Below are 14,743 nucleotides of genomic sequence, written 5' to 3'. Positions count from 1 at the left end.
CGCTTGTTCGAGCGAATTACTTCTGCTTCTCGACGAGCGAGCGCAGCACGTACTGCAGGATGCCGCCGTTACGGTAGTAGTCGGCCTCACCCGGGGTGTCGATGCGGACGACCGCGTCGAAGACGACAGGCTCGCGGCCCTCGGCCGAGAACTCGGTCGGGGTTGCGGTGACCTTGACGGTCTTCGGGGTGCGACCCTCGTTGAGCTCCGTGAGGCCCTCGATCGAGAAGGTCTCGGTGCCGTCGAGGCCGAGCGAGTCTGCCGACTCGCCCGCCGGGAACTGCAGCGGCACGACGCCCATACCGATCAGGTTCGAGCGGTGGATGCGCTCGAAGCTCTCGGTGATGACGGCCTTGACACCGAGGAGGCTCGTGCCCTTGGCCGCCCAGTCACGCGACGAACCGGTGCCGTACTCCTTGCCCGCGAGGACAACGAGCGGGGTGTTCTGCTCGGCGTAGTTCTGCGCTGCGTCGTAGATGAACGACTGCGGGCCGCCATCCTGCGAGAAGTCGCGGGTGTGGCCACCCTCGATGCCGTCAAGCAGCAGGTTCTTCAGGCGGATGTTCGCGAAGGTACCGCGGATCATGATCTCGTGGTTACCACGGCGCGAGCCGTACGAGTTGAAGTCGCGACGCTCGACACCGTGGTCGGCGAGGTACTTACCCGCGGGGCTATTCGCGGCGATCGAACCGGCCGGCGAGATGTGGTCGGTCGTGGTCGAGTCGCCGAGCTTTGCCAGCACGCGGGCATCCTTGATGTCCTCGACCGGGGTCAGCTCGAGCGTCATGCCGTCGAAGTACGAGGGCTTGCGCACATAGGTCGACTTCTCGTCCCACTCGAACGTCGCGCCGGTCGGCGTCGGCAGCGAACGCCAGCGCTCGTCACCCTCGAAGACCGAAGCGTACTCGTTGGTGTACATGTCGGTGTCGATCGACTCGTCGATGACCTTCTGCACCTCGTCCGCGGCGGGCCAGATGTCCTTGAGGAACACATCCTCGCCGTCCTTGCCCTTGCCGAGCGCCTCGTTCTCGAAGTCGAAGTCCATCGACCCAGCGAGCGCGTAGGCGACGACGAGCGGCGGCGACGCGAGGTAGTTCATCTTCACGTCGGGGTTGATGCGACCCTCGAAGTTACGGTTACCCGAGAGCACCGCGGTCACAGCGAGGTCGTTGTCGTTGACCGCCTGCGAGATCGGGTCGTCGAGCGGGCCCGAGTTTCCGATGCAGGTGGTGCAGCCGTAGCCGACGAGGTAGAAGCCCAGCTCGTCGAGGTACTCGGTGAGACCCGACTTGTCGTAGTAGTTCGTGACAACCTTCGAGCCCGGTGCGAGCGTGGTCTTCACCCAGGGCTTCGTCTCGAGGCCCTTCTCGACCGCGTTCCGGGCGAGAAGACCGGCCGCCATCATGACCGACGGGTTCGAGGTGTTGGTGCACGAGGTGATCGCGGCGATGGCGACCGAGCCGTGGTCGATCTCGAACTCGCTGCCGTTGTTGCTCACGGTAACGGGCTTGGATGCGCGGTTGTGCGGGTGCGCCGGGCGCTCGTAGTGGAGCGACTCGGCGTCTTCATCCAGCATCTTGCCGGGGTCGGATGCGGGGAAGCTCGCCTCGCTCATGACGTCGACGAAGTCCATCGGGGTGTCGGCGTAGTCGCCGAGGTCGGTCGCGAACTGCGACTTGGCCTCGGTGAGCTCGATGCGGTCTTGCGGACGGCGGGGACCAGCGATCGACGGTACAACCGTCGAGAGGTCGAGCTCGAGGTACTCCGAGAACTCGGGCTCGATCGACGGGTCGTGCCAGAGGTGCTGCTCCTTCGAGTAGGCCTCGACGAGCTTCACCTGCTCTTCCGAGCGGCCCGTGAAGCGGAGGTAGTTGAGGGTCTCTTCGTCGATCGGGAACATTGCGGCGGTCGAGCCGAACTCCGGCGACATGTTACCGATGGTGGCGCGGTTTGCGAGCGGCACCTGGCCGACGCCGTCGCCGTAGAACTCGACGAACTTACCGACGACGCCGTGCTGGCGGAGCATGTCCGTGATGGTGAGCACGACGTCGGTCGCGGTGACGCCCATGGGGATCGCACCCTTGAGCTTGAAACCGACGACCTTCGGGATGAGCATCGAGACGGGCTGGCCGAGCATAGCGGCCTCTGCCTCGATACCGCCAACGCCCCAACCGAGGACGCCGAGGCCGTTGACCATCGTGGTGTGTGAGTCGGTACCAACGAGCGTGTCAGGGTATGCCTGCTTGACGCCGTCGACGTCGCGCACGAAGGTCACGCGCGCGAGGTACTCGATGTTGACCTGGTGGACGATACCGGTCCCCGGGGGAACAACCTTGAAGTCTTCGAACGCGCCCTGGCCCCAGCGAAGGAACTGGTAACGCTCGCCGTTGCGCTGGTACTCGATCTCAACGTTGCGCTCGAATGCGTCCGAGTTGCCGAAGAGCTCGGCAATCACGGAGTGGTCGATCACGAGCTCTGCGGGAGCCTGCGGGTTGATCGACTCGGGGTCGCCACCGAGCTCCTTGACGGCCTCGCGCATGGTCGCGAGGTCAACGACACAGGGAACACCGGTGAAGTCCTGCATCACCACGCGTGCCGGGGTGAACTGGATCTCGGTGTTGGGCTCTGCCTTCGGGTCCCAGCTGCCGAGGCTACGGATCTGGTTGGCCGTTACGTTCGCCCCGTCCTCGGTGCGAAGCTGGTTCTCAAGCAGGACCTTGAGGCTGAAGGGCAGCTTTTCGTAGCCCTCAACCTTGTCGATTCGGTAAATCTCGTAATCGGTGCCGTCGACGTTTAGGACGTCTTTGGCCCCGAAGCTATTTACTGCGCTCACGGTGCTCCTAACGATCGGGAAAAGTCTCTCGACATCAAGATACCTTACCCTTTTCGGTTTCTTGGTTACTTTCGACGATCGGGGCGAACACCGCGCGCACGAAGAGCACCGTGATCACCACCAATACGGCGAATAGTGGTGCCCCCATCAGGAGGCGAGCAACGCCGAGTGCCTCTACGGCACCGGCGAAGTACAGCGGGAGTTGGACCGCGAGTCGCGCCAAAAAGAAGCCGACCCACACTCCCGTAATGACCTGCATCCAGACGAGCACACGCGGGTGCTGTCGCCAGTCTTTCCATGACCCGTACAGCGCGCCAGAGACGATGCCAATGAGCGGCCAGCCGACAACCATGGAAATAAGCAGGGCGAGCCCATACGCCGAATTGGTCCAGAACCCGACCAGGAAGTAGTCGGCTCCGTCACCGCTTCGCAGTGCGAAGAAGCCGCTCACGATCAGGCCGATCAGCCCACCGAGCGCGGAGGCCTTCGGCTCCTTCCGCACGAATCGCACGAGCAGAAACACGAGGCCAGCGATCGCGGGTACGCCCACGGACACGACGAGCGGGTCGAGTCCGAATGGGAGTGTCCCACCGTTCGTCGTCACCCGCCCGGTCACAACGTAGAGCACGAGGAACAGGATGCCCGGAAGCAGTGCCTCGATAATCCCCCGCCAGCCGCCCATCGCGACGAGCAGCGCCTCGCCGGTCGAGTCGGAGTCCGCGACCTTGCCGATCGCCGAACTCTCCGCAGCTGCACGAAGCCGTTCCTGCAGCTGCTCGTCCTCGACGCTCTGTCGCTCAGCCTGTCGCTCAGCATTCATCGGCTCGGCACCATCCTCGCCCGCACCCGTGTCCTGCGTCATTGGCTACTGACCGGCCTGCTGCTCGCGCTGTTTCGCGGCCATCGCGGTGCGCTGTGCGCGCTGCTGCGCGGCCGAGGCGGCCATCTGATTGGCCATCGCCTCGGGCACCGTCAACGCGAGCAGATCGCGCGGAGGCACGGGGCGGTCACCGCGGTCGACGATCACGCCGCGGAAGATCTCGATCATCTGCTCGAGCTTCGCCTCGTCGCTCGTCGCCTGGCCCGAGACAACCCCGCGCAGGAACCAGCGGGGCCCGTCAACGCCGAGGAACTGCACGACGCGAAGCTTGTCGCTACCTTGCACGATCGGCACCGACGTGCGCAGCATCGTGCCTACCTCGGCTACCTTCTCCTCGGCGCGACCACCCTGCTTCTTGACCTGCGCAGCGAGCTTGGTGCGCACATCCCGCCAGAGCCCACTCGAGCGCGGCGAGGCGAAGGCCTGCACCTGCATCGTCGAACCCTCGTAGTCGAGCCCCACGGCGATCACGCGCTGCGTCTTGTCCTCGAACTCGAGGCGAAGCGCGAGCCCCTCGCGCATCGGGATACGCAGGGCACCGAGGTCAAGATACGCGCCCTCGGCCTCAATCTCGCCGCGGTCGAACGGCCCATTCTCGGCTCGGTCCTCCGGGGCTTCCTTCGCGAAGTCCTCGAAGTCCTCTTCCTCGACGGCCTCGGCCTCCTCGGCGGTCGCCTCCGCGTCCTCGTCTTCGACGACGAGTCGATCGGCCTTGATGGTTTCTTCCTTGCGCTTGAAAATGTCGAACAGTCCCATGACTTACCTCCCTAGCCCGCGTAGCCGGTCGACCCGAATCCGGCCTCGCCGCGCTCGCCTTCCGGCAGCTCGGCAACGGTGACGAATTCGACTGCCGGGATGGGCAGCACGAGCAATTGCGCGATCCGGTCACCAGCCGTGATGGTGTAGGGCTCGGATGCGTCCGTGTTGAGCAGCGTGACCTTGAGTTCGCCCCGGTAACCGGAGTCGATGACACCTGGCGCGTTCACGATCGTGATGCCGTGCTTGGCCGCGAGTCCGGAGCGAGGGGCAACGAGGCCCACAGTGCGCTCGGGCAACGCGATCGCCGTTCCGGTGCCAACGACGGCTCGGGCACCCGGCTCAAGCGTCACGGTTTCGGATGCATAAAGATCGGCGCCTGCATCCCCCGGATTTGCGTGCGTGGGGGCCTGGCCAGTGTGTGGAATCTGAATCGGTGCGGTCACTCTGAAAGGCTAGCCGAACTGGCCTGAAGACTCAGGATCCTCCAGAACGGAGGTGGTGAAATGAACTAGTGATTTACCGCGAACGAGTCTCTCCGTCTATCTGGGTTTATGCTGCCGGAGCGATGATCGTCCCGGCCGTTTTTGTTGTGTTCATGCCGATCAACATGCTCGTCGGCACGATCCTGGGTCTGGCCCTTTACGGCGGTTACCTCATCGCGCTCTATACCGGCTCCCCGATTATCGAGGTGGATCGAACGACGCTGCGCGTGGGTTCCGCTCAGGTGCCCCTGCAACACGTCGGTGAGGCGCACGCACATGCGACGGCGGAGGAAGCGCGGATGCAGGCCGGCCCGAAGCTGGATGCGCGCGCCTGGACGTGCCTGCGGGGCTGGTGTTCGACCTCCGCGCGCGTCGAGATCGCGGACGAAAACGACCCCATTCCGTACTGGCTCTTCTCGACGCGCCACCCCGACAAAGTGGTCGCCGCGATTCGCGAGGCGCGCTCGCAGCTGCCGGAAACTAAATAGCCCCGACTCCGAGGAGCCGGGGCGTCAAAGACTTTGGCTAAGCCGCGCAGTCGTTGCAGATCGGGTTGTCCGGAGTGGAGTCCGGCGACAGCTGCGAACGATTCTTGATGAGGAAGCACTCCATGCAGGTGAACTCGTCTTCCTGACGCGGAATCACCACGGTCTCGATCTCGACATCGCTGAGGTCGGATGCCTCGAGATCGAACCCGTGCACGCCGTCACCCTGGTCGATATCGACGTTGGGCGAGCCGGAAGCCGGAACGCGTTCCTTGAGCGCCTCGATCGAGTCGGTGTCTTCTTCTGTCTTACGCGGAGCGTCGTAGTCGGTGGCCATAACCGTCCAAATATGTCGAGATCTGTAAGGAGGATTATTTACCCCCATCGGCGCGCTATTCTGCACCAACTTTTGCGATTCCGCAAGTCCCAGCATTTGAGCGCACAGATTCGGCGGCACGCGGAGCGCTTTGCGGTCGCATCCGGTTGCATCTGTGAAGCTTGGCAAGATCCAAATTGGAGGAGGCACATATGCAGGAACTACGCTTCGTCGGCCTCGAAGACGATTGGCTCATCGCCACGAACGACAACGGTGAGCGGTTTCGGCTGCGCGCGGACGAATCGCTTCGTGAAGCCCTGCGACCTCGTCCTGCCGCTCGCCCGGAGGGGCCGCGCGTCCCACCCCGCCAGATTCAGCAGCTTATCCGCGCTGGGCGAACAGTTGACGAAGTCGTCGAACTGACCGGCGCCGATTCCGAAACCGTCGAACGTTTCGAGGGGCCGATCCTCGCGGAACGCGGATACATCGTCGAACAGGCACGTGGAGTGGCGGTCCGCCTGCAATCGCAGATCGACCCACTCTCCCGCGAGGGCGCGACCTTTGGGACGACGATCGATGACCGCCTCGAGCAGCTCGGCGCCAAAGACGTCCGCTGGGATGCATGGAAAGACCCGGAGACGGGCTGGCACGTCGGGCTCAACTTCGTCACGGAGGATGTGTCCCGCAACGCGCTCTGGACATTCGACTCGCGCGCTCACTCGCTCCACCCATCCTCCCCCGCCGCTGTAACGCTCTCGCAGCAGGGCGAACCGTCCTCGCTCATGGGACCCCACCTGCGGGCCGTCAAGCGCGACCCCACCGACCGGGTCATCCCCCTCGACAGTTTCGAGACTGCCACCGAAGAGCTCAGCACCCCGACCGATCAGGACCTCACGACGCACGAGACGGCCGACCTCCTCGAGGCACTACGACGCCGGCGGGGGGAACGCCAGCACGCAACCTATGAGGAAGAGGCCGAGTTCAGCGTCACCGATTCCGGCTCGAATGAGGCCGCTGACGTCGAGAGCTCAGGCTCCGGCTCAGAGCGCGTAACCCCGTTCGCGCGCCCGCGGACCACTGCGGCGGATGCTGGCGCCGACCGGGGCAACGCAGCTGCACCGGGCAACAGCGCGTCCGGGGACAGCGCGTCAGGCGACGGCGCGTCAGGCGACCGTGCGCCCTGGGCCAGTGTGTCCGGCAACAGCGCGACCGGAGACAGCGTGTCGGGCGACAGCACTGCCGATGACGCCACCGGCCACATGAACAGCGCCCACCGCGCAGACAAGCCCGAGCCATCCGACAAGTCAGCGCAGGTGCCGCTCGACACCCTCGAGCCGGCCGAGGCGCCACGCGGCGCACGGGGCAAGGCGGGCCGCAAGCGCGGCGGTCGTCCCTCAATGCCGAGCTGGGACGAGATCGTCTTCGGCACCAAAGGCGACGACGAGTAGACGACGCATTATCGCGCCGACTTAGTCCCAGCTAAAAGGCACCGTGTCGAATGAGCGGCACGATCGTTTCTTCGTTCGTGAGCGAACCGTGCTGGCCGATCATGAGCCGCATGCTCGCGGGCATCCCGGGCGTGAAGTAGGTGACGCGGTCACGAGCGGCGACCACGAGGTCCCCGATGCGTTCGCGGGCGGCCTCAGCGACATTCGAGCCGTAGAGCCCGGTGGCGAGGAGTTCCTCACGCGTGAAGACCCAGGCTCGCTCGCCCTCCGCATCCTCGTACCGACGCGCGAGCGCGCGGGCGTCTGCCGCCTCGTCGAGGTAAATGTGCCGCAGGCGAGGCTCGCCCGCGACGGCGAGCACACCCTGGAGCAGGTCGCCCTCGAAGTCGATCTGTTCCTCGTGCGGGATGTCGATCATGCCGTGGTCGGCGGTGACGAGGACGCCGATATCGGCGGGCAGCTGATCGAGCAACTGCGAAATCGAGTAGTCGAGTTCCTCGAGCTTCTCGAGCCAGTTGCCCGACTCCGAGCCGTGCTTGTGCCCCGCCTGGTCGAGCTCGGCGTGGTAGAGATACACGAGCGGCCGCTTGACCTTTCGGCACAGTGTGGCCGCAAGCTCGGCGCGGTCGGTCATCGTCTCTGCGCCGTGATAGTCGCCACCGCGAAGGGATGCCTGCGTGAGCCCGGAGCTGCGATAGTCCTCGGTCGACACGATGACGGGAGTGATCGGCGAGCGCTCGGCGACGATCGACTCGAACACGGTGCTGCGAAGCTGCCAGGTCGCGGGATCCATGCCGTCGCCCCAACCCGAGAGCTGGTTGCGGTACTCGTCGGCACGACGATCCCAGATCGAGTAGCCAACCAGCCCGTGCTCCCCCGCGTAGGCACCTGTCATGAGCGACGTAATCCCAGCGACCGTCGTGGATGGGAAGCTCACCGCGATGTGTTCGGGCTGCCAACCGCGTACTGTGTGACGAGCGTGACCGCCGCGCGTGCGCAGCAGCGACTCACCGAGTCCGTCCACGAGCACCACCACGACGCCGCGCACTGCCGGGAGCCCGAGGCAGTTCGGCTGGCCGTTCATCGCGGCGATGCAGTTCGGCAACACGTCGGCGAGCGTTGGCACGTTTTCCGGGCGGTTGAATACGATTGGCTCCATCCGACCATCTTTCCACAGCCGGACCGGCGCGTTCCGACGCCCGGCCCCGCTACAGGCACGAATCTAGACCAGACACGAAGCGAGACGCATGGCGACGACCCCCTCTTCACACTCCGAGTTCGACCGGATTGAGGACGTCGACGTTTCCACAGAGATGCGCGGCTCCTTCCTGGAGTACGCGTATTCGGTGATCTACTCGCGCGCGCTCCCGGACGCGCGCGACGGCATGAAGCCGGTGCAGCGACGCATCCTGTACCAGATGACCGAGATGGGGCTGCGCCCCGACAGGGGCCACGTGAAGTCTGCCCGCGTCGTCGGCGACGTGATGGGCAAGCTGCACCCGCACGGCGACTCCGCAATCTATGACGCGATGGCTCGCCTCGCGCAGCCCTTTACGCAGCGCGTGCCGCTCATCGACGGGCACGGCAACTTCGGCTCACTCGACGACGGCCCCGCCGCACCCCGCTACACCGAGGCACGACTCACCGCCGCGGCCCTCGCCCTTACCGAATCGCTCGACGAGGACGTCGTCGACTTCGTCCCGAACTACGACAACTCGCTCCAGCAGCCCGAGGTCCTCCCCGCGGCGTGGCCCAACCTGCTCGTCAACGGCGCATCCGGAATCGCCGTCGGCATGGCGACCAACATGGCCCCGCACAATCTCGGCGAGGTGATCTCGGCCGCGCAGCACCTCCTCGAGCATCCGGACGCCACGCTCGCCGAGCTCATGCGGCACGTGCCAGGGCCGGACCTACCTGGCGGTGCGAGGATCATCGGCCTCGACGGCGTCCGCGAGGCGTACGAGACCGGGCGAGGGTCGTTCAGGATGCGCGCCACGGCGGCCATCGAGAACGTCACGGCGCGGCGCAAGGGCATCGTGATTAGCGAGCTCCCCTACCTCGTCGGTCCCGAGAAGGTCATCGAGCGCATCAAGCAGGGCGTGCAGTCGAAGAAGCTCACTGGCATTTCCTCGGTGACCGACCTCACCGACCGTAAGCACGGCATGAAGCTCGTCATCGAGCTCAAGACCGGATTCGTGCCCGAGGCCGTGCTCGAGCAGCTGTACCGACACACGCCGCTCGAAGAGTCGTTCCACATCAACAACGTCGCCCTCGTCGACGGCGCCCCGCAGACCCTTGGGCTACGCGAGCTGCTCGACGTCTACCTGCGCCACCGTATCTCGGTCGTGCGTCGCCGCAGCGAGTTCCGCCTCGGCAAGCGTCGCGATCGCCTACACCTCATCGAGGGTCTGCTGATCGCGATCCTCGACATCGACGAGGTCATCCAGATCATTCGCTCCTCGGACGACGCCGATGAGGCCCGCGGCCGGCTCCAGATCGTCTTCGACCTCTCGGAGCGTCAGGCGGAATACATCCTCGAGCTGCGGCTGCGCCGCCTCACCAAGTTCTCACGCATCGAGCTCGAGGCCGAGGCAGACCAGTTGCGTCGCGAGATCGAGGAACTCGAGGCGCTCCTCGGTTCGGAAGACCTGCTGCGCATGCAGGTCAGCCGCGAGCTCGGGGAAGCCGCAGATCAGTTTTCGACGCCCCGCCGCACGGTGCTCATCGAGGGCGACGCGCAGGTGCAGGCGACCTCGCGCTCGGCGAAGGCTCCGAGCGCCGACGCCCTTCAGATGCCGGACGTGCCGACGCGCGTGCTGCTGTCGACCACCGGCAAGATCCTGCGCGTCGAGCTCGAGGAGGACGGCAGCTTCCCGCGGCCGCGACGACGCTCGAAGCACGACGCGATCCTCGCCGATGTCCCGACTTCGACGCTCTCCGACATCGGCGCGGTGACGAATACGGGGGTCGTGTATCGCGCGACTCCCGTGTCCCTCCCCGCCTCCCCCGCCGCATCCGCGCTGATGAGCGCGGGTGTGTCGGCGCGCGAGTACTTCGGCATCACCGACCGCAAGGAACAAATCGTGGGCCTCGTGCCCCTCGGCGTTGAGACGCCACTCGCCCTCGCCACGAAGCAGGGCGTGGTCAAGCGCGTCAACCCCGCCGAGTGGAAGGCGCAGCACGAGATGAGCGCGATCGCGCTCAAGCCAGGCGATGAGGTGGTCGGTGCCGCGCGTGCCAACGACGATGCCGAGCTCGTGTTCGTCACGAGCGACGCGCAGCTCCTCCACTACTCGGCGTCGCTAGTGCGTCCGCAGGGCGCAGGTGCTGGCGGCATGGCTGGCATCCGCCTCGGTGAGGATGCGCGAGTCATCAGCTTCTCGGTGCTCCAGGCCGAGGAGATCGACCACGCGGTCGTCGTCACGATCGCGGAGCCACCTGCCGATGAGGCGCTCTTTGGCGACGTGCTCGGCAGCGCCAAGATCAGCGAGTTTGGCGAGTTCCCGGCCAAGGGCCGCGCCACGGGAGGCGTGCGCGCGCAACGCTTCGTCCGCTCCGAGACGGCGCTCGCGCTCGCGTGGGTCGGCCCGACTCCGGTGCGGGCCACATCAAAGGATGGTTCGGTACGGCCGCTCCCCGATGGCTTCGCGAAGCGGGATGCGTCGGGCACACAGCTTGAAGCCCCCGTGGATGCGCTGGGCTGCGCCATGGGTGACGCGCCCAGCGAATCCGACTAGGGGCTTGGTTCGTGGTGGGTGCCTAGCGCCCGCGGAACTCAGGCTTGCGCTTCTCCTGGAAGGCCTTGAATCCCTCTGCGTAGTCCTCGCTTAGGCAAAGGTCTCCCTGTGCGCGGTTTTCCGCGTCGATCGACTCCCACATGCCAATTCGCTCATCGCGAATCTGCTGCACGAGCTTCTTCGACGTCGCGAAGGCGAGCTGCGCGCCCGCGGCAACACGCTGGACGCGTTCCCGGGTGAACTCGAGCAGCTCGTCGTCGGCGACCCAGCGGCTGAAGAGACCCTGTTCGACCGCTTCCCGGCCGGACATGAACTCGGCCGTATAGATGAGGTCGAGCGTGCGGTGCGCGCCGAGTCGTTCGGTGAACAGCCAGTGCCCGCCCGAGTCGAGCGTCGCGCCAAGATTCGCAAACGGCGAGCCGATCTTTGCGCTCTCCGCCACGTACACGACATCCGCCGCGATCGCGAGACCGAGACCGACACCGAGGCACGCGCCCTGGACGGCCGCGAAGGTCGGCGCAGGAAACTCACTGATCTTCTTGAGGACACCGGTCACTCGGTTCCCGAGGAAGTCGGCCACATCATCCGTCTTCGGGTCGACGCCCGAGATGTCGCGGCCCGCGCAGAATGCGCGCCCCTCGCCGCGCAGCAGGAGCGCCTTGGCCCTCGCCGCAGCGGCCTCGTCCAGCTTTTCATTGAGCTCGGCGAGGTCAGCCTCGCCGAGCGAGTTCAGCTTCTTCGGTGCGTTCAGGACGATCTCGGCGGCGCCGTCGACGATGCTCAGCTCAATCATTCCCATGGGGGCTTGCCTTTCGGGTTGTACGTCGGGATATTCAGCGTCGACAAGTTCAGCGTCGACGAATTACGCGTCGAAGTCGACCGCGACCTTGTCGGTGGTCGGCCGCGACTGGCACGTCAGGACGTAGCCGTTAGCGACGTCGTCCTTCTCAAGCGCGTAGTTCTCGGCCATGTCGACGCTGCCGAGGGTGACCTTGGCGCGGCACGTGCCGCACACACCACCCGCGCACGCGAAGGGCACATCGGGACGCACGCGGAGTGCCGCGTTGAGGACCGTTTCGCGCGCATCCTTCGGCGACTTGACCTCGCCGCTGAGCCCGTCGAGGACAAAGCTGATCTCGAAGTTGTCGCCCTCCGGGTCGACCTCAACAGGGCGACCCGCGCTCGACTGCGCGCCCTCACCCGGCTGGCCGGTCGAGAAGAGCTCGAAGCGCACCTTCTCGTCCGGAACGTCGCGGCTGGAGAGCTCGTCGCGCACGAGCTGCACGAGCTCGAACGGACCGCACAGGAACCACTCGTCGACGTTTGGCACGTCGATGATGTACTCAAACAGCTGCGAGAGTTTCTCCGCGTCGAGTCGTCCCGAGTAGATCGGTGCCTGGCGCTGCTCGCGCGAAAGCACGTGGTGCACCGCGAGTCGAGTCGGATAGCGGTCCTTGAGATCGGCGAGGTCCTCGAGGAACATCACGTCGGACGCCGCGCGGTTCGCGTAGATCAGGTCGACCTGGGTGTTCGGATGTTCGAGGAGGGACTTCGCAATGGCAATCACCGGGGTGATGCCGGAGCCTGCTGCCGCCGCGACGAAGTGGCTCGCGCCGTCGGCCACGGCCTCCGCGCTCACCTTGTCCGCGTCGTTCATCCCGGTCAGCTGGTGCTTCGAGACGAACACGCCCTGCGGGCTCATCACGTCCATCTCGAAACCGGCCTCGAGGTTGTCGTTCGCCCAGTTCGAGAAGAGTCCACCGAGGTCGCGCTTAATTCCCACCTTGATGGTCCCGGGAGTCGGGGCCTCACAAATCGAGTAACTGCGACGCACCTCTTGGCCGTCGATAGTTGCGCGCAGAGCCACATACTGGCCGGCGGCGTAGTCGTACTCACTCTGGAGGTCTTCCGGGACGGCGAACGAGACCTCGATCGCTTTCTCGGTCAGCTTGCGCACGCCACTCACCTCGAGGGTGTGGAACACGGCCCGCCGCTTGCCCGTGCCGGCCCCGTTGTCGGCGTTGGATTCAATCGTTGCTTCAGTCACTAGTGCACCTTGAAGTAGTCGAACGGTTCCTGACAGTTGGCGCACTGATACAGCGCCTTGCAGGAGGTCGAGCCGAATCGGCTCAGTTCATTAGTCTTAATGGATCCGCAGCGGGGGCAGCGCACCGCGAGCGAGAGTCGCTTCGGGCCGCGCTGCATCCCCACCGCCGCGCTGCCGGTGGGCGGCGCGATGCCGTATTCCTCGAGCTTTTTCTTGCCCTCGGGGGTCATCCAGTCGGTCGTCCATGCGGGAGCGAGCACGAGCGTCACCTCGGACCGCTCATACCCCGCGTCGCGCAGGGCCTGCTCGACGTCGGCCTTGATCGTGTCCATCGCCGGGCAGCCCGAATAGGTCGGCGTGATGATCACCTGCGGGGTGCCGTCGGAGCCGACCAGCACATCCCGCAGGATGCCGATGTCGATAATCGAAAGCACCGGAATTTCCGGGTCGGTCACCTTACCGACGATGTCCCACACACGGGCGGCCTCAGGGTCCTTCGGCCGCTGCGCGAGGTTCTTGTCGATCTGTTCAATCATGATTTCCTACCAAGTGACGCCGGGGTGCTTGCGCGCAAGCACCTGCATCTCGGCCAGAAGGTGGCCGAGGGCCTCGCGGTGCTCGCCGCGGCGGCCGCCGGTGACCGCCTGCTTGACCTCGGGAACGCGGAGGCCTGCCTCCTCGATCGCGGTTGTGATGCGGGCCATGACGTCTTCGCGCAGCTCGGACGGACGCACCGCGACGGGGCCGAGCTTCTCGATAAATTCATCGTCTTCGAACAGCTCGTCGATGTAGGGCCAGAAGTAGTCGAGGCCGGCCTGGAGGCGGCGGTTCGACTCTTCAGTGCCAAGACCGAGTCGCTGCGTCCACTGCTCGGCGTGGTCGACGTGATAATCGAGTTCCTTGGATGCCTTCGCCGCGATCGCCGCGATGGTCGCATCCGCCGAGTTCTCGAGCCGCTTCCACTGCTCGAACGCATAGTGGGAGAAGATGAGCTGGCGCGCGATCGTCTCTCCGAAGTCGTGGCCGGGGAACTGCACGAGGTGCAGGCACCGGAACTCCTCTTCCTCGCGGAAGTAGGCCAGGTCATCCTCGCTCTTGCCCGACGCCGAACCGGCGAACGTGAGCAGCACGCGAGCGTGACCGAGCAGGTCGAGGGCCACGTTACCGAGGGCGATGTCTTCCTCGAGTTCGGGTGCACGGGAGACCCACCACAGCATGTTCTGCGCGAGGATCAGCGCATCATCGCCGAGGCGAAGCGCGTATTCCGCAACGTCATCCGAGGCCTGGACGCCGCTCGAGGCGAGCTCCTCCGAGGTGAGCGCGTAGCCCGCCGAGATGAGGGTGGCCGAATCAAAACCGCTACCGCCGCTCACAGGTGCTTCACCCCTTCAGACTTCGTGTAGTAGGTGGCGTGACGGTAGTTCTTGCCCTGCGAGGACTCGAAAAACGAGTCCTTGTTGTCCGGGTCCGAAGCAGCAATGTCTTCGCTACGGACGACCCAGAGGGACACGCCCTCGTTGCGGCGCGTGTAAAGGTCGCGGGCGTTGCGAAGCGCCATCTTGGCGTCCGGGGCGTGCAACGAACCGGCGTGCACGTGGCTGAGGCCGCGCGAGGACCGGACAAAGACCTCCCAAAGCGGCCACTGGTTACGCGGCGGGGTCGCAGCGGTATTGGACTGTTCGCTCATTGCGTTTCTCTCCGTTGAGGATCATGGGGCCAATCCGGATGCGGATTGGCCCGCAAAATTTGTTTCTAG

At 65.4% G+C, this 14,743-nt stretch carries 14 protein-coding genes; 3 read left to right on the top strand and 11 right to left on the bottom strand.

Going from position 1 to position 14,743, the window contains the following annotated elements; all coding sequences use genetic code 11:
* Nucleotides 1-16: 16 nt before the first annotated feature.
* From acnA to dut, 4 genes are read right to left on the bottom strand one after another with little or no spacing between them, the layout of a single operon-like run.
* On the bottom strand, nt 17-2,833 hold the full coding sequence (gene acnA, locus GMOLON4_RS03210; protein ID WP_026935996.1) for an aconitate hydratase AcnA: 2,817 nt from the start codon (nt 2,831-2,833) through the stop codon (nt 17-19).
* Between the two features lie 34 nt (nt 2,834-2,867).
* Nucleotides 2,868-3,695 carry a DUF3159 domain-containing protein gene (locus GMOLON4_RS03205; protein ID WP_245575348.1) on the bottom strand — a complete coding sequence of 276 codons (828 nt, stop codon included), beginning with the start codon at nt 3,693-3,695 and terminating at the stop codon, nt 2,868-2,870.
* Between the two features lie 3 nt (nt 3,696-3,698).
* Nucleotides 3,699-4,469: a DUF3710 domain-containing protein gene (locus tag GMOLON4_RS03200; RefSeq protein WP_084147322.1), complete on the bottom strand. Its 771-nt coding sequence runs from the start codon at nt 4,467-4,469 to the stop codon at nt 3,699-3,701.
* 11 nt (nt 4,470-4,480) lie between these two features.
* Nucleotides 4,481-4,915: a dUTP diphosphatase gene (dut, locus tag GMOLON4_RS03195; protein WP_026935997.1), complete on the bottom strand. Its 435-nt coding sequence runs from the start codon at nt 4,913-4,915 to the stop codon at nt 4,481-4,483.
* A 122-nt stretch (nt 4,916-5,037) separates the two neighbouring features.
* Here dut and GMOLON4_RS03190 point away from each other — a divergent pair, with 122 nt between their 5' ends.
* A complete protein-coding gene (locus GMOLON4_RS03190) occupies nt 5,038-5,442 on the top strand; it encodes a DUF3093 domain-containing protein (RefSeq protein ID WP_051266146.1) in 405 nt (134 codons plus the stop codon).
* Between the two features lie 37 nt (nt 5,443-5,479).
* Here GMOLON4_RS03190 and GMOLON4_RS03185 read toward each other — a convergent pair whose 3' ends face one another.
* The gene (locus tag GMOLON4_RS03185) at nt 5,480-5,776 is read right to left on the bottom strand and encodes a DUF4193 domain-containing protein (protein ID WP_026935999.1); all 297 of its coding nucleotides are present in this window, start codon (nt 5,774-5,776) and stop codon (nt 5,480-5,482) included.
* Nucleotides 5,777-5,967: 191 nt separating this feature from the next.
* On the opposite strand from GMOLON4_RS03185, the gene sepH reads away from it, so the two are divergent.
* Entirely contained in the window at nt 5,968-7,203 is a 1,236-nt protein-coding gene (gene sepH / locus GMOLON4_RS03180; RefSeq protein WP_051266149.1) for a septation protein SepH, read from the top strand.
* Nucleotides 7,204-7,234: 31 nt separating this feature from the next.
* Here the strand turns inward: sepH and GMOLON4_RS03175 are convergent, their stop codons facing one another.
* Nucleotides 7,235-8,362, bottom strand: coding sequence for an alkaline phosphatase family protein (locus GMOLON4_RS03175; RefSeq protein ID WP_026936000.1), 1,128 nt, complete (start codon nt 8,360-8,362; stop codon nt 7,235-7,237).
* Nucleotides 8,363-8,450: 88 nt separating this feature from the next.
* Here GMOLON4_RS03175 and GMOLON4_RS03170 point away from each other — a divergent pair, with 88 nt between their 5' ends.
* On the top strand, nt 8,451-10,940 hold the full coding sequence (locus GMOLON4_RS03170) for a DNA gyrase/topoisomerase IV subunit A (RefSeq protein ID WP_026936001.1): 2,490 nt from the start codon (nt 8,451-8,453) through the stop codon (nt 10,938-10,940).
* 22 nt (nt 10,941-10,962) lie between these two features.
* Here GMOLON4_RS03170 and GMOLON4_RS03165 read toward each other — a convergent pair whose 3' ends face one another.
* The 5 genes from GMOLON4_RS03165 to paaB form a co-directional block, all read right to left on the bottom strand.
* Nucleotides 10,963-11,733 (bottom strand): enoyl-CoA hydratase/isomerase family protein, encoded by a 771-nt coding sequence (locus GMOLON4_RS03165; RefSeq protein WP_026936002.1) that lies wholly within the window; start codon nt 11,731-11,733, stop codon nt 10,963-10,965.
* Nucleotides 11,734-11,802: 69 nt separating this feature from the next.
* Complete coding sequence (paaE, locus tag GMOLON4_RS03160; protein WP_051266152.1) at nt 11,803-12,987, bottom strand: 1,2-phenylacetyl-CoA epoxidase subunit PaaE; 1,185 nt, start codon at nt 12,985-12,987, stop codon at nt 11,803-11,805.
* The gene (paaD, locus tag GMOLON4_RS03155) at nt 12,987-13,523 is read right to left on the bottom strand and encodes a 1,2-phenylacetyl-CoA epoxidase subunit PaaD (RefSeq protein ID WP_026936004.1); all 537 of its coding nucleotides are present in this window, start codon (nt 13,521-13,523) and stop codon (nt 12,987-12,989) included. Before paaD ends, paaE begins: the two co-directional genes overlap by 1 nt.
* 6 nt (nt 13,524-13,529) lie before the next feature.
* Nucleotides 13,530-14,360, bottom strand: a complete 831-nt coding sequence (gene paaC / locus GMOLON4_RS03150; protein ID WP_026936005.1) for a 1,2-phenylacetyl-CoA epoxidase subunit PaaC — start codon at nt 14,358-14,360, stop codon at nt 13,530-13,532.
* Nucleotides 14,357-14,674, bottom strand: a complete 318-nt coding sequence (gene paaB / locus GMOLON4_RS03145; protein WP_026936006.1) for a 1,2-phenylacetyl-CoA epoxidase subunit PaaB — start codon at nt 14,672-14,674, stop codon at nt 14,357-14,359. The genes paaC and paaB overlap by 4 nt, the downstream gene beginning before the upstream one ends.
* Nucleotides 14,675-14,743 lie beyond the last annotated feature (69 nt).

Origin of the sequence: Gulosibacter molinativorax, assembly GCF_003010915.2 — a bacterium.
In the GTDB taxonomy this organism is placed as follows: Bacteria; Actinomycetota; Actinomycetes; order Actinomycetales; family Microbacteriaceae; genus Gulosibacter; species Gulosibacter molinativorax.
This window is presented reverse-complemented; position numbering and strand designations above follow the sequence as displayed.

What these genes read in the sequence shown, in the direction of transcription:
- GMOLON4_RS03205 (WP_245575348.1), bottom strand. Translation starts at nt 3,695, where the DNA reads ATGACGCAGGACACGGGTGCGGGCGAGGATGGTGCCGAGCCGATGAAT.
- GMOLON4_RS03175 (WP_026936000.1), bottom strand. Translation starts at nt 8,362, where the DNA reads ATGGAGCCAATCGTATTCAACCGCCCGGAAAACGTGCCAACGCTCGCC.
- GMOLON4_RS03185 (WP_026935999.1), bottom strand. Translation starts at nt 5,776, where the DNA reads ATGGCCACCGACTACGACGCTCCGCGTAAGACAGAAGAAGACACCGAC.
- sepH (WP_051266149.1), top strand. Translation starts at nt 5,968, where the DNA reads ATGCAGGAACTACGCTTCGTCGGCCTCGAAGACGATTGGCTCATCGCC.
- GMOLON4_RS03170 (WP_026936001.1), top strand. Translation starts at nt 8,451, where the DNA reads ATGGCGACGACCCCCTCTTCACACTCCGAGTTCGACCGGATTGAGGAC.
- GMOLON4_RS03165 (WP_026936002.1), bottom strand. Translation starts at nt 11,733, where the DNA reads ATGATTGAGCTGAGCATCGTCGACGGCGCCGCCGAGATCGTCCTGAAC.
- paaB (WP_026936006.1), bottom strand. Translation starts at nt 14,674, where the DNA reads ATGAGCGAACAGTCCAATACCGCTGCGACCCCGCCGCGTAACCAGTGG.
- paaD (WP_026936004.1), bottom strand. Translation starts at nt 13,523, where the DNA reads ATGATTGAACAGATCGACAAGAACCTCGCGCAGCGGCCGAAGGACCCT.
- GMOLON4_RS03190 (WP_051266146.1), top strand. Translation starts at nt 5,038, where the DNA reads ATGATCGTCCCGGCCGTTTTTGTTGTGTTCATGCCGATCAACATGCTC.
- GMOLON4_RS03200 (WP_084147322.1), bottom strand. Translation starts at nt 4,469, where the DNA reads ATGGGACTGTTCGACATTTTCAAGCGCAAGGAAGAAACCATCAAGGCC.